Origin of the sequence: Pseudomonas sp. MF5691, assembly GCF_016405645.1 — a bacterium.
In the GTDB taxonomy this organism is placed as follows: Bacteria; Pseudomonadota; Gammaproteobacteria; order Pseudomonadales; family Pseudomonadaceae; genus Aquipseudomonas; species Aquipseudomonas shahriarae.
On sequence record NZ_JAEKDC010000005.1, the window covers coordinates 15767 to 35118 of the forward strand.

The window sequence follows — 19352 nt, forward strand, 5'->3', positions numbered from 1 at the left end:
AACGGGCGAGACCTGCGGCGAAAGCCGCACGGGGCGACGAAATAGGGGAAGGCGCGATATTGACATTAAATGTCGCGTCTTACCAATAGGCTACGGTTTTTTAGGGGTGTTCAAAGGGGCGGGAATTGCACTTTTGAGGCCTGTTTACGGACAGCAGCGGGTCATTTGTACACTGGCGCCGCGACCTTTTGCAATGTGTGATGGCGGCCCCGGGCCAGGTTGCGTCGGTTTCTGGGGCGGTGTGGGCGGTTTCTGAAACATTTGCTCATGCTTGCCCATGGTCTGGCCTGATGCCCATTGATTCACGGGGCGAACGATGCTGGTGCCGCCGCTGGGCGCAGCCCATAGTCAGGCCAAAGCCCTAATAAAGAGACTGGCCATGACCAAGACTCTCCATCACCGTGCCTGCCACCTGTGCGAAGCCATTTGCGGCCTGACCCTGGAAACCACCACTTCGGATGATGGCAGCATTGCCATCACCTCGATCAAAGGGGACGCCCAGGATACCTTCAGCCGTGGCCATATCTGCCCCAAGGCCGTGGCCCTACAAGATATCCAGAACGATCCCGACCGCCTGCACCAGCCGATGTTGCGGGTGGGCAGCGAGTGGCAGCCGATCCCCTGGGACGAGGCCTTCGCCCTGGTGGCCGAACGGCTGGCGGGGATCCAGGCGCGGCATGGGCAGAATGCGGTGGCGGTGTACCAGGGCAATCCCAGTGTGCATAACTACGGCTTGATGACCCACAGCAACTACTTCCTCGGGCAGTTGAAGACGCGCAATCGCTTCTCCGCGACGTCGGTAGACCAACTGCCCCATCACCTCAGCAGCCACCTGATGTACGGCCATGGCCTGTTGCTGCCCATCCCGGATATCGACCAGACCGACTTCATGTTGATTCTGGGCGGCAATCCACTGGCCTCCAATGGCAGCATCATGACCGTGCCGGACGTGGAGAAACGTCTGAAGGCCATTCAGGCACGGGGCGGCAAAGTGGTGGTGGTCGACCCCCGACGCAGTGAAACGGCGGCCATGGCCGACCAGCACCTGTTTGTGCGCCCCGGCGGGGATGCGGCGTTGCTGTTCGGGCTACTCAACACATTGTTTAGTGAGCACCTGACCCGCGACAGCCACTTGCCGGTGGACGGCCTGGAGGAGGTGCGCCGGGCTGTCGCAGGCTTTACCGCCGAGGCCATGAGCGCCCACTGCGCGGTGCCGGCCGAGCAGATCCGCCAGTTGGCGCGGGATTTTGCGGCGGCAGACAAGGCGGTCTGCTATGGGCGGATGGGGGTATCGACCCAGGCGTTCGGTACCCTTTGCCACTGGCTGGTGCAGTTGATCAACCTGGTCACCGGTAATCTGGACCGGGTCGGGGGCGCCTTGTGCACCGAACCAGCGGTGGACCTGGTGGCCGCCACGTCTGGTGGGCACTTCAACCGTTGGCAGAGCCGGGTGTCCGGGCGTCCCGAATACAGCGGCGAGCTGCCGGTGTCGGCCTTGGCCGAAGAAATGCTCACCGAGGGCGAAGGACAAATCCGTGCGCTGGTGACAGTGGCCGGCAACCCGGTGTTGTCCACCCCCAACGGACGCCAATTGGAGCAGGCCCTGGACGGTCTGGAGTTCATGGTCAGCGTGGACCTGTATATCAACGAAACCACGCGCTATGCCGACCTGATCCTGCCATCGACCTCGGCCCTGGAGAACGATCACTACGACACCACCTTCAATATGTTTGCAGTGCGTAACGTCACGCGCTTCAACCGGGCGATCCTGCCCAAGCCCGAGGGCGCGTTGCACGACTGGGAGATTTTTGTCGGGCTGGCCCAGGCGTTTGCGGCCCGCACTGGCAACCCGCTCAAGCCAACCCTGGCGCCGGCGCAGATGATTGACCTGGGCCTGCGGGCCGGGGCCTATGGCGATGCTTCCTCGCACAAGCTGTCGGTGGCGATGCTGGCCGAGCATCCCCATGGCCTGGACCTGGGACCGCTGAAGGCCAACCTGGCGGGACGCTTGAAAACCGCCAATGGTCGGGTGCAGGCGGCGCCAGCAGTGATCCTCGCGGACCTGGCGCGGTTTGCCGCATTGCCGTTGCCCAAGGTTGATGAGTTGCTGCTGATCGGCCGCCGGCACGTGCGCAGCAACAATTCGTGGATGCATAACTATCACCGGCTGGTGAAGGGCAAGCCGCGGCATCAGTTGCTGATGCACCCGGATGACCTCGCCAGTCGCCAACTGAGTGACGGCCAGCGCGTGCGGGTCAGTTCGCGGATCGGCATGATCGAGGTCCACGTACTGGCCAGCCTGGAGATGATGCCCGGCGTGGTCAGCCTGCCCCACGGCTGGGGTCATGACCGGCCGGGTGTGCAGATGAGTATTGCCAGCGCGCAGCCGGGGGCGAGTGCCAACGACCTGACGGATGAGCGTCAGTTGGACGAACTGTCAGGTAACGCGGCGTTGAACGGCGTGCCGGTGCAGGTCGCGGCGGCGTGACGCAGTGAGTCTGTCGGGGAGCCCGAGCACCACGCTGGGATTTTGCGTTACAATGCGCCACCGTGCCGACCTGTGAGTCGCAAAGTTCCAGCCGAGGTGTTCCATGGATATCATCGAAACGATTAAAGAGCAGATTGCTAACAACACCATTCTGCTTTACATGAAGGGCGCACCGAATGCCCCGCAGTGCGGCTTCTCCGCGAAGGCCTCCCAGGCCGTCATGCAGTGTGGCGAAAAGTTCGCTTACGTCGATATCCTGCAAAACCCGGAAATCCGCGCCAACCTGCCGAAGTACGCCAACTGGCCTACTTTCCCACAACTTTGGGTGGCCGGTGAGCTGGTCGGCGGTAGCGACATCATCACCGAAATGGCGGCTGATGGTTCGTTGCAAGCGCTGATCAAGGACGCAGCTGAAAAAGCAGCGGCCAAGACCGAAGCGTAATTCGCGCGCAATAAAAAGCCCCGCTTCTCATTCGAGAGCGGGGCTTTTTTGTGCCTGTTGGCGCGGTTATTCACCCATCTGCGATTGCAGGTAGTTTTCCAGGGTCACTTTGTCGATCAGGCCGATCTGGGTTTCCAGCCAGTCGATATGCTCTTCCTGGTCTTCGAGGATATCTTCCAGCAGTTCGCGGCTGCCGAAGTCGCCCTTGGTCTCGCAATGTGCAATGGCGGCCTTGAGGTCGGCATGGCTCTTGCGCTCGAAGCCCACATCGCTGTTGAGCATTTCCAGGGTGTGCTCGCCGATGTTCAGCTTGCCCAGGTCCTGGACGTTCGGCAGACCTTCGAGGAACAGGATGCGCTTGATCAGCGCGTCTGCGTCCTTCATGGCCTTGATCGACTCTTTGTACTCACGCTTGCCGAGCTTTTCCAGGCCCCAATCGTCATACATGCGTGCATGCAGGAAATACTGATTGATCGCGACCAGTTCATTGGCAAGGATTTTGTTGAGTTGCTGGATGACTGAGATGTCGCCTTTCATGATTGGGGTCCTGCCCTGTATTCGTTGTATATAAGGCGGAGTTTGAGCTGCACAACTACTAGTGTCAAACCTAAGTTATTGAATAATAAATGAAAATTAATCGGAATAAGAATGTTTGTGTTCCGCGTCTTGGCGCTAACTATTTGAATTACAGGCATAAAAAAACCGGACGCTAAGTCCGGTTCTTTAAAACACGCCACTTCAGGCGTGTGTAAATTCTGCCGAGTAGGGAATCGCGGCCTGGGCTGTTTGCAGCGATGTCAGGGTTTCCCGTACCACTTGCTTGGCAAGGCAGGCACATTTGCCACATTGGCTGGCAACGCCGGTGGTTTCACGCACTTCCTTGTAGCTGCAGCAACCTTCATAGATCGCTTCGCGGATTTGTCCGTCGGTGACGCCAGTGCAGAGGCAGACATACATAAGGGAGAACCATCGCGGTTTAAGGCTTAAGTGCGATGGATCTTAATGTTAACGAGAATGATTGTCAAAGTGCTTTCTCAAACCTTTGCCCGCCGTGGGCCCCTCACTGACGAACGGCTTTTTTCAGGTATGATGGTCGGTCTTTACGAAGCGTGATCGCGTCACAGGCCTGTCGTCAATTCACGGCAGACTCAGGGGCGGTCCATTTACTTCAATTACCATCAGGAGATAACCAATGAGTGTACTCGTCGGCAAACAAGCCCCGGATTTCGACGTACCTGCCGTCCTCGGCAATGGCGAAATCGTTGACAGCTTCAAGCTGTCTGAAGCCATCAAAGGCAAATACGGCCTGGTGTTCTTCTACCCGCTGGACTTCACTTTCGTCTGCCCATCCGAGCTGATCGCCCTGGATCACCGCATGGACGACTTCAAGGCACGTAACGTTGAAGTGGTTGCCGTGTCCATCGACTCCCATTTCACCCACAACGCCTGGCGCAACACAGCCATCAATGATGGTGGCATCGGCAAAGTCAAATACACCATGGCTGCCGACATGAAGCACGACATCGCCAAGGCCTACGACGTTGAGTCCGAAGGCGGCGTGGCTTTCCGTGGCGCGTTCCTGATCGACGACAAGGGCGTTGTGCGCTCGCAGATCATCAACGACCTGCCGCTGGGCCGTAACATGGAAGAGCTGATCCGCCTGGTCGACGCTCTGCAATTCCACGAAGAGCACGGCGAAGTCTGCCCAGCCAACTGGAAAAAAGGCGACAAAGGCATGAACGCTTCGCCAGAAGGCGTTGCGGCTTACCTGACCGAGAACGCTGGCAAGCTGTAAGCCAGATTCGCGGTAAAAAAAACCGGCCTGAGAGGGCCGGTTTTTTTATGCGTGGGATTTAGCGACCTGATCAGTCGCTGAAATCTTCCCAGCCGCCCATCTGCTTCCAGCGGTTGACGATGCCGCAGAACAGATCGGCAGTCTTCTCGGTGTCGTAGCGAGCCGAGTGGGCTTCACGACCGTCGAAGTCGATACCGGCTGCCTGGCATGCCTTGGCCAGTACGGTCTGGCCATAAGCCAGGCCAGCCAGGGTCGCGGTGTCGAAGCTGGAGAACGGGTGGAACGGGTTGCGCTTCATGTCCAGGCGCGCCACGGCGGCGTTGAGGAAGCCCAGGTCGAAACTGCTGTTGTGGCCGACCAGGATCGCGCGTTTGCAGCCCTTGGCCTTCAGGGCCTTGCGAACGCCACGGAAGATGTCGGTCAATGCCGCTTCTTCGCTGACGGCCATGCGCAACGGATGGTCGAGCTTGATTCCGGTGAACTCCAGGGCCGCCGCTTCGATGTTGGCACCTTCAAAAGGCTCGACGCGGAAGAAATGGGTGTGTTCTGGATACACAAAGCCCTGTTCGTCCATGCCGATGGTAGTCGCGGCAATTTCCAGCAGCGCATCGGTGGCGCAATTGAAACCGCCGGTTTCTACGTCGATAACGACAGGCAGATAGCCGCGAAAACGCTCGGCCATCGGGTGGCGCGAACCGCCGCCACTGTGTTCCTGTTCGTCGTCGTAATGGTCTTCACTCACGTGTGTTCCTCCAGCAGGCGCCAGCGCAGTGTTTCACCGGCGCGCAGCGGGATAACGGTCAGCTCGCCAAATGGCAGGCTGGTGGGGGCGGTCCAGTCTTCACGGACCAGGGTAATGCGGTCGGTATTCGCCGGCAGGCCGTAGAAGCGCGGGCCATTGAGGCTGGCGAAGGCCTCGAGTTTGTCCAGGGCGTTGCGTGCCTCGAAAGCCTCGGCGTACAGCTCGATCGCCGCATAGGCGGTGTAACAGCCGGCACAGCCGCAGGCAGCTTCCTTGGCGTGCTGGGCGTGGGGGGCCGAGTCGGTACCGAGGAAGAACTTCGCATTGCCACTGGTGGCGGCATCGAGCAGTGCCTCCTGGTGGGTGTTGCGCTTGAGGATCGGCAGGCAATAGAAGTGCGGCCGGATCCCGCCCACCAGCATGTGGTTGCGGTTGTACAGCAGGTGATGCGCGGTGATGGTCGCGCCAACGTTGGCCGAAGCCTCGGTGACGAATTGCACGGCGTCGGCAGTGGTGATGTGCTCGAACACCACCTTGAGGGTCGGGAACAGCTCGACCACACGGCGCATGTGTTCGTCGATGAAGATCTTCTCGCGATCGAACACATCGACATCACCACGGGTGACTTCACCGTGGATCAGCAGCGGCATGCCCACTTCGGCCATGGCTTCGATGGCGGGCAGGATCTTGTCGATACTGGTCACGCCGGAGTCGGAGTTGGTCGTGGCGCCGGCCGGGTACAGCTTGGCGGCATGCACGAAACCGCTGGCCTTGGCCTCGCGGATTTCTGCGGGCTGGGTGCGGTCGGTCAGGTAGAGCACCATCAACGGTTCAAAGCGGCTGCCGGCCGGTCGTGCAGCGAGGATGCGCTGGCGATAGGCGTCGGCTTCTGCGGCATTGCGCACCGGAGGTACCAGGTTAGGCATGATGATGGCACGGCCAAACGTGCGCGCTACATCAGCCACGGTTTGGGGCAACGCAGCACCATCGCGAAGATGAATATGCCAGTCGTCGGGACGCAGCAGGGTCAGGCGGTCGGACATTGGGGATTCCAGGCGGGTCAATCTGGTGGGAATGCTACCGGAAAAGACTCTTGCAGGCACTCGCTATCAAGTTTTGCAGGGCGCGACCGATATCCCTGGGTATGCCTTAACGATGTATGACGCCTTGTTGTGTTGTAGAAACCAGTGGAGCCGCCCGTGCGCCAGCAATATCTAGCCCTGCTCAGCGTGTTCGCCAGCCTGCCTGCGATGGCCCTGACCTTCCAGACGCGCCTGGAAAATATCGAGTGGAAGGTGGAAGGCGACAAGTTCGAGTGCCGCTTGAGCCAGCCGATCGCCGATTTTGGTTCGGGTGAGTTCGTGCGCCGGGCCGGCGAGCAGGCGACATTTCGCTTGAAGGCCTACAACAGCGCGCTGGGCGTCGGCTCCGCAACACTCTTGGCGGCGGCGGCGCCGTGGCAGCCGGGGCGCGGTGATATCAACCTCGGTGCGGTGCGTGCGGGCAGCGGCGATGTGCTGTTCAACAGCTCCCAGGCCCAGGCCGGGCGCCTGTTCAATGGCTTGCTCGATGGCCGCAGCCCGACTGTGCGCCACTATTCCCGGGATGGTGGCTATTCGGAAATCCGCTTGCTGCCGGTGCGCTTCAACAAGGCCTACAGCGATTACCAGTTATGTACTGCGAAATTGCTGCCGATGAATTTCGAGCAGGTCAAACAGGCTGAAGTCGGCTTTCCGGGTGGCGGTATTGACCTCGACCCGGCGGCCAAGGCCAAGCTGTTGGTCATGCTTGAGTTCATCAAGGCCGACCCTACGGTCAACCATATCGAACTGGACGGCCATTCGGATAACAGCGGCAATCGCCTGACCAATCGCGACCTGTCCCGGCGTCGAGGCCTGGCGGTGATGGACTTCTTCAAGGCCAATGGCATTCCCGAATCGCAGATCGTCCTGCGCTTCCACGGCGAGCGCTACCCGCTGGTGCCCAATACCAACCCGGCCAACCGGGCGAAGAACCGACGGGTGAATATCCATCTCGACCGGGTGCCAGCCCCCGAGAAACCGGCACCCCAGGCCACCGCCCCGGCGAATGCGGCGGCGACCTCGTAGGCATCGGCCATTCGTCGCTCGCCCGACATAATCTGTCGCTTTATCTTCATTTGCTGTCGCGCCCCTGTAATTTCACGGTTTTGATCGGTAGAATCGACGCCTTTCCGTAAAACCCCGTGGAGTGATGGCATGGCCGACGTAAACAAGGTCGTTCTCGCGTATTCCGGCGGCCTGGACACTTCGGTGATCCTCAAGTGGCTGCAGGATACTTATAACTGTGAAGTGGTGACCTTTACCGCTGACCTGGGTCAGGGCGAAGAGGTCGAACCTGCACGAGCCAAGGCGCAAGCCATGGGCGTCAAAGAGATCTACATTGACGACCTGCGCGAAGAATTCGTCCGCGATTTCGTTTTCCCGATGTTCCGCGCCAACACCGTCTACGAAGGCGAGTACCTGCTGGGTACTTCCATCGCACGTCCGCTGATTGCCAAGCGCCTGATCGAAATCGCCAACGAAACCGGCGCTGACGCCATTTCCCATGGCGCCACCGGCAAAGGCAACGACCAGGTGCGTTTCGAACTGGGCGCCTATGCCCTGAAGCCTGGCGTGAAAGTGATTGCTCCTTGGCGTGAATGGGACCTGCTGTCCCGTGAAAAACTGATGGATTACGCTGAAAAGCACGCCATCCCGATCGAACGCCATGGCAAGAAGAAGTCCCCGTACTCGATGGACGCCAACCTCCTGCACATCTCCTATGAAGGCGGCGTGCTGGAAGACACCTGGACCGAGCACGAAGAAGACATGTGGAAATGGACCGTCTCCCCGGAGAACGCTCCTGACAAGCCGCAGTACCTGGAACTGACCTACCGCAACGGCGACATCGTCGCGCTGGACGGCGTCGAAATGACCCCGGCCACCGTACTGGCGACCCTCAACCGTATCGGTGGCGAGCACGGTATCGGCCGTCTGGACATCGTCGAAAACCGTTACGTGGGCATGAAGTCCCGTGGCTGCTACGAAACCCCGGGCGGCACCATCATGCTGCGCGCTCACCGCGCCATCGAGTCCATCACCCTGGACCGTGAAGTGGCTCACCTCAAAGACGAGCTGATGCCTAAATACGCCAGCCTGATCTACACCGGTTACTGGTGGAGCCCTGAGCGTCTGATGCTGCAGCAGATGATCGACGCCTCCCAGGTCCATGTGAACGGTGTGGTGCGCCTGAAGCTGTACAAGGGCAACGTGATCGTCACCGGCCGCAAGTCCGATGAGTCGCTGTTCGATGCCAATATCGCGACCTTTGAAGAAGATGGCGGTGCCTACAACCAGGCTGACGCTGCTGGCTTCATCAAGCTCAACGCACTGCGCATGCGCATTGCGGCCAACAAGGGCCGCAAGTTGTTCTGAAGTACCTGAAGCGTCATAAAGAGTGGCCCCTTGAAAAAGGGGCCATTTTTTTTGTCCGTCATTCAGGAGGTCCGGGTTTTGTTTATCAGTGTTTAATGTCTTGCCGATGTGTTTGGGGCGTTGCTGTTTATTAGTTTTGCTTTTGTTTTTTTGTGTCGGGAAGTTGATGCTTCAGGCATGCAGCCTTGTTTGTGTTTAAAATCATTCGGTTGTTTAGTAGGAAAGAGATGGAGTTCTATTTTATTTGTGGAAATATCTGTCAGATAATTCCAAGTGTTGTTAATGACTGTTGCACCGAGGGAACTTTTTTGCAGGGGCAATGGCCGCGTCGAGGCACGCAGGTCTGGCCCGTGCAAGGGGCATTTCCTGAAAATGGCGTGCGTCATGTTTACTTTTCTAGGGTAAACGGTGCTTTTTTTGCTCAAAATATGTTTGCCCACGGAAAGTTCTGAAAGGCTGAACAATAACCGACACATCCATAGAGGCGTTTTTTTGTAGGTCTATTCTCATAACTTTGTGGGTTGGGTCTCTGCTTGTCGTTACTTGGGGGGGAGTGCTATGCCAAGGAGGAAACGACTAGGCTATTGTGCTGGCTCTGAATAATTCGAACAGCGAAATTGGACTTGCCCATGAATAAAGTGCTGATCGTGGATGATCATCCCGTCATTCGCCTTGCTGTACGCATGCTAATGGAACGTCATGGTTATGAGGTCGTTGCAGAGACCGATAACGGAGTCGACGCGTTACAACTAGCGCGGGAGCATATGCCGGATATTGTCATCCTGGATATTGGAATTCCCAAACTTGACGGTTTGGAAGTTATTTGTCGCCTGTCTTCCACAAAGCAGGCGCAACCCTTCAAGGTGCTGGTGCTGACCTCCCAGGCACCCGGTCACTTCTCCATGCGCTGCATGCAGGCGGGGGCGGCGGGCTATGTGTGCAAGCAGCAGGACCTTACCGAGCTGCTGAGCGCAATCAAGGCCGTGCTGTCTGGCTACAGCTATTTCCCCAACCAGGCACTCAACTCGGTGCGGTCCACCCAGGGCAATACCAGCGAGGCGGATATGGTCGAACGGCTCTCAGGCCGGGAGATGATGGTGCTACAGCAGTTGGCCCAGGGAAAAACCAACAAAGAAATCGCCGACGGCATGTTCCTCAGCAACAAGACGGTGAGTACCTACAAGACGCGTCTGCTGCTCAAGCTCAATGCCCGGTCCCTGGTGGACCTGATCGAGCTCGCTCAGCGCAACGGCCTGGTTTAAGAAGCAGGGAGCAACAGGCAGGAAAAGCCTCCATGGCGGAGGCTTCTGTGTGATCGTTTGGCTAGAGATCGAAATCGTAATCGGCCAACTGTTTTTGCAGGCGTCGCTCTTCCAGAAGATTGTCGATGGTGCGGCGTTTGCTCAAATTGGTCTTGGCCACTTCTACGGGCGCCTCGGCTACTTCGTCAGTGTCCGTTGCCACAAAGTCATCTTCTACATCCAGTTGTTCTTTGCCAGTGCTCATAAGGTTAACTCCAGGCTAAGACTGCCGTTGGCGCTCCTTATATCGGCAATTGCGCACCGGGTAAAAAAGATTTTTTCAATCGACTCATCAATAAAAGCAATGACGGCTCAATCGTCAGACGTCTTTTCCTTGTATTCACACAGATCCTCGATGCGACAGCTGCCACAACGCGGCTTGCGGGCCTGGCACACATAACGGCCGTGCAGAATCAACCAGTGGTGGGAGTCCAGCAGGTAAGGCTTTGGCACAAATTTCATCAGCTTTTTCTCCACCTCCACCACATTCTTGCCCGGTGCGATCCCTGTGCGGTTACTCACGCGGAAAATATGTGTGTCCACCGCCATGGTCAATTGGCGAAACGCTGTATTGAGCACCACATTGGCCGTCTTGCGTCCCACGCCGGGCAATGCTTCAAGTGCTTCCCGGGTTTGTGGCACTTCGCCGCCATGCAACTCGACCAGCAGTCGGCAGGTTTCTATGACGTTTTTTGCCTTGCTGTTATACAGGCCAATGGTCTTGATGTACTGCGACAGTCCCTCCACCCCCAGGGCATGGATCGCCGCTGGAGTATTGGCCACCGGAAACAGCTTGGCCGTGGCTTTGTTGACGCCTACATCCGTCGATTGCGCAGACAGGATCACCGCAATCAGCAGCTCGAACGGCGACGAGTAGGCCAGCTCGGTCTTGGGGGCTGGGTTGTCCTCGTGAAACCGACGAAAGATCTCCAGGCGTTTTGCGGCATTCATGGGGCGAGCGGTTCCTTCAGTGTGGTTTGCGGCGTTGGGTCCAGGCTTGCCACCCGGCAAGCCACAACCCGAGCAGGATAAACCCTGTGGGGGCGAGGGTGGCGATGCTGCTGCCGAGTAACAAGCGCGAGAGGGTGATTGCAACCAATAGCCCGGTAGCAACGGTGAATAGCTGAAGCTGCGCCCTGCGCTGGTTGGCGGCGAACAGGCCGGCATGTTCAAGCAATACGCATTGCACGCCAATTAACCCCAGGTACGCTCCCAGGGCCATAGACGGGCCAAAGGCCAGGGCCTGGGCCACCAAGTGTGCGCAACTGACCCAGGTGGTGGCCAGCAACACATTGGCAATCAGCCGCCAATTGCCACTGAGGCGATTACGCACCCAGGCGCAGCTCCAGCCATGCAGCGTCACGATCAGCACCCACAGAGCCCAGAAGGCAGCGGCGCCGGCCGGGGTGGCGCTGACACCCAGCAGCGCAGGCATCAGCAACAGGCTGCCAAGGGCGAATGGTTTAGTCATGGCTGGCAGTCTCCAGCAGCGCCTGACGATGTTCGTCAAAATACCGCAAGGCATCATGGGTTGCGTTAATCACCGCGCGGGAGGTGATGGTCGCGCCCGCCATGTGGTCGAACTGGCCGCCGTCTTTCTTCAGCGCCCATATCTGCGGACTTTCCCGCGACAACCCTTTGAACGAGGCAAGCCAGGGATTGCCGGGCTCGCCAATAGGTCCGCCCAATGTGGGGGTTTCTGCGTGGGCCAGGGTCTTTACCCCGAGCAGCTTGGCGTTGTGGTCGATGGCAATCAGCAATTGGATACGTCCACCGTAACCATCGACCTGCGCGCGCAGCACGACGGCGCTGGGTTTACCGGCCAGGGTCGCGAGGTAACCACCCAGCAGTTGACTGTTATCCAGCATTCCCGAGGCGATACCCAGCGGGCGCTCCAGGGGGTGATTGTCATAACTGCCAGCGGGCAGTACATCCAGCAACGCCCGACTTTGCATTTCACGCTGCTGCGCGGCAATGGGCTTGCTCGTCAGCTGTTGCAGGCCAACGGTCAGGCCCACCGCGCCGACGGCGATCATCAGCACGATCAAGGCTTGCCAGGTGCGCGTCATGCCTTCACCGCCTGCGGCCGTGCCCAGCGCTCCAGTGTCGGCACTGCCAGGTTCATCATCAGTACGGCGAACGCCACGCCATCCGGGTAGCTGCCCCAGGTGCGGATCAGGTAGGTCAGCAGCCCCACGCCCACCCCAAACAGCAAGCGTGCCCGCGCACTTTTCGCGCCCGACACCGGTTCGGTGATGATAAAGAAGGCCCCGAGCATGGTGGCCCCGGTCAGCAGGTGAAACAGCGGCGAGCCATTGGAGTCCGAGCCCGAGCCGTTCCAGCCCAGCAGGCTGATGACAAACAGGCTGGCGAGCATGCCCACCGGCGCATGCCAACTGAATACCCGTTGCTGCAGTAAAAAGACGCCGCCGGCGAGAAACGCCAGGTTTACCCACTCGCTGCCTGTGCCGCCGATCTGGCCGAACGCCGGGTTGCTGGCAAACAGTTCATCAATGGTCAGGCTGTTATTGATGCGTAACGTATCCAGCGCCGTGGCCCGGGCCCAGGCATCGGCGGTCTCGCCGTGCAGGCCGAACACCTGTTGCAGGCCGGCCAGCAGGTCCAGGCCGTGGGATGCCGGCCAATGGGTCATTGGCTGGGGAAAGGCCAGCAGCATCAGCGCATAACCAAGCATGGCCGGGTTGAAGGGGTTCTGCTTGCCGCCATACAGGTGTTTGCCCAGCAGCAATCCACTGCTCACAGCGCCCACGCATAGCCACCACGGGCAGTAAGTTGGCAGCGCCAGGGCCAGCAGGACCGCGCTGACCAGGCCACTGAGGTCGCCACCGCCCTGGCCGCGCAACCGGCGCACCCCGGCTTCGACGGCCCAGGCACAGGTACCCGCCAGCAACAGATTGATCAACACGCCCCAGCCATACAGCCAGAACAGCACCAGCACGCCGGGCGTTACCGCCATCAATAGGCGCTGCATGGCCTGTTGCTGGCGCTCAACAACGTCAGGCCCCGACATGTTCATCCACCAACCGCTGAGCGTCAGCCAGGCGTTGTCTGGCGTCCATTAACGCGTTGGTACTGCTGGCGGGCTGGCGTTCGAGTTTGTTCAGGTCGGCGCGGGCATAGGCCAGGGCGGTCTTCAATTGGCGCAGTTGGCTGTCGATGGGCCGTTTCTCGACACGTTGCAAATCAGGCCTGGGCTGCTCGGAGGCTTCTTCGGCCGCATGCAAGGCTTGTTCAGCGTCGGCCAGGGCTGCGCCCAGGACGGCCAGTTGTTCGGCATCGGCAAGCGCGTCCTGGGCTTTTTTCAGCTCGGCGCGACGCATGGCCAACTGGATTTTGGCGCGTTTGAGCGCTGGATCTTTATTGGCCTGGGGGATCACAACAGCGGGGGCGTTGGTTTCAAGGGCGGCCAATGCCTGTTCGGCGGATTCAAATTGCTGTTGCAGGATGATCAACTGCGACTGTTGCTCAAAGGTCGGCGGATGGCCGAAGGCTTTCAGGGATTTATGCAGTTGCGCCCGGCTCATCGCCAGGTTGATCTTGGCCTTTTTTAGCGCGGCGTCGATGTCGGCGTCTTTTTGCGCGCGCACGCGCTCGATGGCAGCCTGCAGCGGGTCGCCGTTGCTCTCTGCGCTGGGGGCCGGGCGTTTACTGCGGGCCAGGCGTTCTGCCAGCTTGTGCTCTTCCTCGCGTTGCAGCCTGGCGTTGCGTTGCTCGAAGCGGCGGCGGGCGCGCTCACGCTTGGTCCCGCGCTCTTGGCGCTCCTCGGCGGTGCTGGCATAGCCCGCGACAATTGGCAGCACCGTGGCCAGCGGCAAGGGCAGCATGTCGATGCAGTCCACCGGACAGGGCGCGACACACAAGTCGCAACCGGTGCATTCATCCACGATCACGGTGTGCATCAACTTGGCCGCGCCGACAATCGCATCCACCGGGCAAGCCTGGATGCACTTGGTGCAACCGATGCACTCGGCCTCACGGATAAAGGCAATCTGCGCGGGGGCTTCACCACGGGTGCTGTCCAGCTCCAGGGGCGCCAGGTTCAACAGCTGCGCCAGCTCGGCGATGGTTTCCGTGCCGCCTGGCGGGCACTTGTTGATAGCCTCACCCCGGGCGATGCCTTCGGCGTAGGGTCTGCAACCAGGGTGCCCGCATTTGCCGCATTGGGTCTGGGGCAGCAGGGCGTCGATACGTTGAATCAGGCTCATGGTTTGATCATTGCGTTTAAGCCCAGCAACGCCACGGCCATCAGCCCGGCACTGAACAGGTCCACGGGCAGGCCTTTGAAGGGCTGGGGGATATCGTTGTGGTCTATGCGCTGGCGCAAATCGTTGAACAGGCTGAGGGTCAGCCAGAATGCCGGGCCGATGCCCAGGCTATAGATCAGTTGGGTGGTATTGCCAGGGCCCAGGAATACCACGCTGAGCACGCCGGCGTTCGCCAGCAGCGGCAGCCACAACCCGTCGAAGGGCAGTGCGGGCACGCGGCGGGAAAGTACCGTCAGCAATGGCTGGCTCAACAAGATCGCCACCGGCACATAAGCAAACAGCCATACAGCGTCCAGCGCCAAGGGTTGCAACACAAAGTGAACAACCAGGTAGCTGAAAGCGCCGCTGAGGGCGACCAAGAGTGTGGTCGCCAACCCTAGGGCGTGCACCCGCCGTCGTTCCAAAGGCGGATCCCCAGGCAGCGCAACACGCAGCAGGTATTGGCTGATCAGGGCAGCGCAGAGAAGGGCGACAAGCAGTTCGGTCATGGTCGAGCCGGTTAAGCAAACAGGGCCTGATTATCCGGCAAGCAGGGAGAGGGTACTAGCGCAAACCGCCCTGTCGCGGCCAATCACCGCGACAGGGTTTTCCGGTTACTTGATGCGCTGGCCAGGCTTGGCGCCGCTGTCCGGGCTGAGCAGGTAGATTTCCTCGCCGCCGGGGCCGGCTGCCATCACCATGCCTTCGGAGATGCCGAACTTCATTTTGCGTGGCTTGAGGTTGGCGATCATCATGGTCAGGCGACCATCGAGCTTGGACGGGTCCGGGTAGGCACTTTTGATCCCGGAGAACACGTTGCGTTGCTCGTCACCGATATCCAGGGTCAGGCGCAACAGCTTGTCGGCGCCTTCCACGGCTTCGGCCTTGATGATCAGCGCGACCCGCAGGTCCACGGCGGCAAAGGTATCGAAGTCGATTTCCGGCGACAGCGGATCCTTGGCCAGCTCGCCATTGCCCGCTGGGGCGGCGTTGCCGGTGTCGGTCTGGCTGGCGGTCAGGTCTTCCTTGGAAGCATCCGTCATGGCCTGCACCTTGACCGGGTCGATACGGGTCATCAGCGGCTTGAATTCGTTGAGCTGATGGTTGTTGAGCAGGCTGGTGTGGTCATTCCAGGTCAACGGTGCAACGTTGAGGAACGCCTCGGCGTCGGCGGCCAGCAACGGCAGCACCGGCTTGAGGAAGATCACCAACTGGCGGAACAGGTTGATGCCGGTGGCGCAGATGGCCTGGACTTCATCCTGCTTGCCTTCCTGCTTGTTCAGCGACCACGGTGCCTTGTCGGCGATCCAGGCGTTGGCGCGGTCGGCCAGGCCCATGATCTCGCGCATGGCGCGGGCAAAGTCGCGGGCTTCATAGGCGTCGGCGATGCTTGGCGCGGCCGCCAGGAAGGCGTCGGTCAGCTCTGGTGCGGCGTTGACCGGCACCATCACCCCAGCGTTGCCCTTGTGGATAAACCCGGCGCAGCGGCTGGCGATGTTGACCACCTTGCCCACCAGGTCCGAGTTGACCTTCTGCACGAAGTCTTCCAGGTTCAGGTCCAGGTCGTCGACGCCACGGCCCAGCTTGGATGCGTAGTAGTAGCGCAGGTATTCCGGCGACAGGTGGTCCAGGTAGGTGCGCGCCTTGATAAAGGTGCCACGGGACTTGGACATCTTCTGGCCATTGACCGTCAGGTAGCCGTGCACGGCGATGCCGGTCGGCTTGCGGTAGCCCGACCCTTCGAGCATTGCCGGCCAGAACAGGGCGTGGAAGTTGACGATGTCCTTGCCGATGAAATGGTACAGCTCGGCGGTGGAGTCCTTGCCCCAGAACGCGTCGAAGTCCAGCTCCGGCGTGCGGTCGCAGAGGTTCTTGAAGCTGGCCATGTAGCCAATCGGCGCGTCCAGCCACACATAGAAGTACTTGCCCGGCTCATCGGGGATCTCGAAACCAAAATACGGCGCATCGCGGGAGATATCCCACTGTTGCAGGCCGGCATCCAGCCATTCGGCGATCTTGTTTGCCACGGCGTCCTGCAAGGTGCCGCTACGGGTCCAGGTTTGCAGCATTTCCTGGAAATCCGGGAGCTTGAAGAAGAAGTGCTGGGAATCCTTGAGCACCGGGGTGGCGCCCGAGATCGCCGACTTCGGATCTTTCAGATCGGTCGGTGCGTAGGTGGCACCGCATTTTTCGCAGTTATCGCCGTACTGGTCTTCGGTGCCGCACTTGGGGCAGGTGCCCTTGATGAAGCGGTCGGCCAGGAACATTTTCTTTTCCGGGTCGAAATACTGGGTGATCGAGCGGGTGGCAATGTGCCCGGCATCACGCAGTTTCAGGTAGATCTGGCTCGACAGCTCGCGGTTCTCTTCGGCGTGGGTCGAGTGGAAGTTGTCGAAATCCACCAGGAACTCGGCAAAGTCGGCGCTATGTTCAGCCTGGACGTTGGCGATCAGTTGTTCCGGGGTGATGCCTTCCTTTTCGGCGCGCAACATGATGGCCGAACCGTGGGCGTCGTCCGCGCAGACATAAATGCATTGATTGCCGCGATGCTTCTGGAAGCGCACCCACATATCGGTCTGGATGTACTCAAGCATATGGCCAAGATGGATGGAACCATTGGCATAGGGCAGGGCGCTGGTGACGAGGATCTTGCGTGGCTCGGACATGGGGCTCGGCTACTTGATGAAACGGAGGTCGGCCACTATAAAGCGCTGGGGAATTTATTTCACCCCGTGAGGCTGTTTCAGGGTTTTCCAATATCGCGAAAGCATGCCCCTCACGCCTCGGAACGGTTAGGATAGCCGCCTGTTTTAGTCTGTCTTTTCCGGGAGTAGCCCATGAGCGCCGTCAATCGCGCAGCGGTGGAAGCCGTTCTTCGCCAGTACACCGACCCCTACCTGAACCAGGACCCGGTCAGCGCCGGCTGTGTCCGGGCCATTGAGGTGCAGGGCGATCAGGTCACGGTCCAGCTTGAGCTGGGCTACGCCGCAGGCCTGTTCAAGAGTGGCTGGGCGCAGATGCTGCAAATGGCCATTGAAGGCCTGGACGGCGTGCGCTCGGCCAAGGTCGACATCCAGTGTGTGATCGCTGCGCATAAGGCCCAGGCACAGATCCCCGGCCTGGCCAACGTCAAGAACGTGGTGGCGGTGGCGTCCGGCAAGGGCGGCGTGGGCAAGTCGACCACGGCGGCCAACCTGGCCCTGGCCCTGGCCCGTGAAGGCGCGCGGGTGGGCATCCTCGACGCGGATATCTATGGTCCGAGCCAGGGCGTGATGTTTGGCATCGCCGAAGGCTCGCGGCCAAAGATCAAGGACCAGAAGTGGTTCGTGCCGATCCAGGCCCATGGCGTGGAAGTGATGTCGATGGCGTTCCTGACCGATGACAACACCCCGATGGTGTGGCGCGGGCCCATGGTTTCCGGGGCCTTGATGCAACTGGTGATGCAGACCGACTGGGGCAACCTGGACTACCTGGTGATCGACATGCCGCCGGGCACCGGTGATATCCAGCTGACCCTGGCGCAAAAAGTGCCGGTGGCCGGTGCAGTGATTGTCACCACCCCCCAGGACCTGGCGTTGCTGGATGCGCGCAAAGGCGTGGAGATGTTCCGCAAGGTCAACATCCCGGTGCTGGGTGTCGTGGAGAACATGGCGGTACACATCTGCTCCAACTGCGGCCATGCCGAGCATCTGTTCGGTGAAGGCGGCGGCGAAAAGCTCGCCACCCAATATGACGTTGAGCTGCTGGCTTCGTTGCCGCTGGCGATGGGCATTCGTGAGCAGGCAGATGGTGGCAAGCCGACGGTCGCCGCCGAACCCGATGGGCAGATCGCCATGGTCTATCAGGAACTGGCCCGTCATGTAGGCGCGCGGATTGTCTTGCAGGAAGCCGGTGCCCAGGCAATGCCGACCATCACTGTCAGCGACGACTGATCGACCTGAAGGCAGACAAGCCTCGACCCTGTCGGGGCTTTTTCTTGTCTGGCGTAAACCTTTTGGGAGGGCGGGTGCGCATTTCCCTAATGGACGGTGTAAGCATTCGCTTACTTTTTCGTAAGTGTTTGGTTTTTTAACCGGACCTGGATGCCTCGAATCACCTGGACATATTTCTATATCATTGAAATATAACGCTTATTTATTTGTGATCGAGAGCGACGGCGGGGTGTGCTTGGGAATGGATCCCGTTGAACTTGTCTGGGAAGTCTCTACTATCAGCCCTGTGTCCACGGATTGACACAGTCATCACGGAACGATGATTCAGGGAACCTCGCAGGATGCGATTCATCAGGACGATGAAAAGGAACACAGGGACTAGGGAAAAAATGTGGGCGGGTCAAACCGCCCCTTTTTTTTGCCTGCAGAAAAGTAAAAGACCCGCGCGCAAAAACGCAAAAAGGCCCGCAAGGGGCCTTTTAGAGGGGCGCGACGCTGTTAGCGTTCGAGGTCTTTGATCTTGCCTTTAACGCCATCCCACTCTTCCGCATCTGGAAGCGATTCTTTCTTCTCAGTGATGTTGGGCCAGATTTCCGCCAGCTCGACGTTCAACTGAATAAATTCCTGCATGTCCTCCGGTACTTCATCCTCGGAGAAAATCGCAACGGCCGGGCATTCTGGCTCACACAGGGCGCAGTCAATGCACTCATCCGGGTGGATTACCAGGAAGTTCGGGCCTTCGTAAAAGCAGTCCACCGGACACACTTCTACGCAGTCGGTGTACTTGCACTTGATGCAGTTGTCGGTGACGACGAAGGTCATTTCTAGTTTTCTCCTCAGGCGGCGGCAGCGAAACCCCTTCTGGCAGGGCTCGCGAGGTTTGGGAGCGATAGTCTGCAGGCCAGGCTAAAAGCCCGCAGCATCCCAAACCG

At 59.6% G+C, this 19352-nt stretch carries 20 protein-coding genes; 7 read left to right on the forward strand and 13 right to left on the reverse strand.

What is annotated here, in order from left to right; all coding sequences use genetic code 11:
* The first annotated feature begins 379 nt into the window (after nt 1-379).
* Both JFT44_RS09220 and grxD read left to right on the forward strand, forming a co-directional pair.
* On the forward strand, nt 380-2488 hold the full coding sequence (locus JFT44_RS09220; protein WP_198830577.1) for a molybdopterin oxidoreductase family protein: 2109 nt from the start codon (nt 380-382) through the stop codon (nt 2486-2488).
* A gap of 103 nt (nt 2489-2591) precedes the next feature.
* A complete protein-coding gene (gene grxD, locus JFT44_RS09225) occupies nt 2592-2930 on the forward strand; it encodes a Grx4 family monothiol glutaredoxin (RefSeq protein ID WP_032858447.1) in 339 nt (112 codons plus the stop codon).
* A gap of 66 nt (nt 2931-2996) precedes the next feature.
* Here the strand turns inward: grxD and bfr are convergent, their stop codons facing one another.
* Nucleotides 2997-3467, reverse strand: a complete 471-nt coding sequence (bfr, locus tag JFT44_RS09230) for a bacterioferritin (protein ID WP_057439332.1) — start codon at nt 3465-3467, stop codon at nt 2997-2999.
* Between the two features lie 201 nt (nt 3468-3668).
* The gene (locus JFT44_RS09235) at nt 3669-3887 is read right to left on the reverse strand and encodes a bacterioferritin-associated ferredoxin (RefSeq protein WP_057958606.1); all 219 of its coding nucleotides are present in this window, start codon (nt 3885-3887) and stop codon (nt 3669-3671) included.
* A 235-nt stretch (nt 3888-4122) separates the two neighbouring features.
* On the opposite strand from JFT44_RS09235, the gene JFT44_RS09240 reads away from it, so the two are divergent.
* Entirely contained in the window at nt 4123-4725 is a 603-nt protein-coding gene (locus JFT44_RS09240) for a peroxiredoxin (protein ID WP_003172097.1), read from the forward strand.
* A gap of 70 nt (nt 4726-4795) precedes the next feature.
* On the opposite strand, the gene rnt is transcribed toward JFT44_RS09240, so the two are convergent.
* Together rnt and pyrC are read right to left on the reverse strand one after the other, a co-directional pair.
* Nucleotides 4796-5467: a ribonuclease T gene (rnt, locus tag JFT44_RS09245; RefSeq protein WP_198830578.1), complete on the reverse strand. Its 672-nt coding sequence runs from the start codon at nt 5465-5467 to the stop codon at nt 4796-4798.
* The gene (gene pyrC, locus JFT44_RS09250; RefSeq protein WP_170044114.1) at nt 5464-6510 is read right to left on the reverse strand and encodes a dihydroorotase; all 1047 of its coding nucleotides are present in this window, start codon (nt 6508-6510) and stop codon (nt 5464-5466) included. The genes rnt and pyrC overlap by 4 nt, the downstream gene beginning before the upstream one ends.
* 156 nt (nt 6511-6666) lie before the next feature.
* Here pyrC and JFT44_RS09255 point away from each other — a divergent pair, with 156 nt between their 5' ends.
* From JFT44_RS09255 to JFT44_RS09265, 3 genes are all read left to right on the forward strand, one after another.
* Nucleotides 6667-7575, forward strand: a complete 909-nt coding sequence (locus JFT44_RS09255; RefSeq protein WP_057439335.1) for an OmpA family protein — start codon at nt 6667-6669, stop codon at nt 7573-7575.
* 129 nt (nt 7576-7704) lie between these two features.
* On the forward strand, nt 7705-8922 hold the full coding sequence (locus tag JFT44_RS09260; RefSeq protein ID WP_029295244.1) for an argininosuccinate synthase: 1218 nt from the start codon (nt 7705-7707) through the stop codon (nt 8920-8922).
* 629 nt (nt 8923-9551) lie between these two features.
* Entirely contained in the window at nt 9552-10184 is a 633-nt protein-coding gene (locus tag JFT44_RS09265; RefSeq protein WP_032858436.1) for a response regulator transcription factor, read from the forward strand.
* 61 nt (nt 10185-10245) lie between these two features.
* Here the strand turns inward: JFT44_RS09265 and JFT44_RS09270 are convergent, their stop codons facing one another.
* From JFT44_RS09270 to metG, 8 genes are all read right to left on the reverse strand, one after another.
* Entirely contained in the window at nt 10246-10428 is a 183-nt protein-coding gene (locus JFT44_RS09270; protein ID WP_057439336.1) for a PA3496 family putative envelope integrity protein, read from the reverse strand.
* A gap of 107 nt (nt 10429-10535) precedes the next feature.
* Nucleotides 10536-11174, reverse strand: coding sequence for an endonuclease III (gene nth / locus JFT44_RS09275; RefSeq protein WP_057958609.1), 639 nt, complete (start codon nt 11172-11174; stop codon nt 10536-10538).
* Between the two features lie 16 nt (nt 11175-11190).
* Complete coding sequence (locus JFT44_RS09280; protein ID WP_169989559.1) at nt 11191-11694, reverse strand: Rnf-Nqr domain containing protein; 504 nt, start codon at nt 11692-11694, stop codon at nt 11191-11193.
* Complete coding sequence (locus JFT44_RS09285; protein WP_198799661.1) at nt 11687-12292, reverse strand: RnfABCDGE type electron transport complex subunit G; 606 nt, start codon at nt 12290-12292, stop codon at nt 11687-11689. The genes JFT44_RS09280 and JFT44_RS09285 overlap by 8 nt, the downstream gene beginning before the upstream one ends.
* Entirely contained in the window at nt 12289-13254 is a 966-nt protein-coding gene (locus JFT44_RS09290) for an RnfABCDGE type electron transport complex subunit D (protein WP_374067583.1), read from the reverse strand. The genes JFT44_RS09285 and JFT44_RS09290 overlap by 4 nt, the downstream gene beginning before the upstream one ends.
* Nucleotides 13241-14449, reverse strand: a complete 1209-nt coding sequence (gene rsxB, locus JFT44_RS09295; RefSeq protein ID WP_198830580.1) for an electron transport complex subunit RsxB — start codon at nt 14447-14449, stop codon at nt 13241-13243. Before rsxB ends, JFT44_RS09290 begins: the two co-directional genes overlap by 14 nt.
* Nucleotides 14446-14997: an Rnf-Nqr domain containing protein gene (locus tag JFT44_RS09300; RefSeq protein ID WP_057439341.1), complete on the reverse strand. Its 552-nt coding sequence runs from the start codon at nt 14995-14997 to the stop codon at nt 14446-14448. The genes rsxB and JFT44_RS09300 overlap by 4 nt, the downstream gene beginning before the upstream one ends.
* Nucleotides 14998-15102: 105 nt before the next feature.
* Nucleotides 15103-17154, reverse strand: a complete 2052-nt coding sequence (gene metG, locus JFT44_RS09305; protein WP_057958614.1) for a methionine--tRNA ligase — start codon at nt 17152-17154, stop codon at nt 15103-15105.
* A 171-nt stretch (nt 17155-17325) separates the two neighbouring features.
* On the opposite strand from metG, the gene apbC reads away from it, so the two are divergent.
* Entirely contained in the window at nt 17326-18420 is a 1095-nt protein-coding gene (gene apbC / locus JFT44_RS09310) for an iron-sulfur cluster carrier protein ApbC (protein WP_057958615.1), read from the forward strand.
* 498 nt (nt 18421-18918) lie between these two features.
* Here apbC and fdxA read toward each other — a convergent pair whose 3' ends face one another.
* On the reverse strand, nt 18919-19242 hold the full coding sequence (gene fdxA / locus JFT44_RS09315) for a ferredoxin FdxA (RefSeq protein ID WP_003222178.1): 324 nt from the start codon (nt 19240-19242) through the stop codon (nt 18919-18921).
* Nucleotides 19243-19352: the final 110 nt, after the last annotated feature.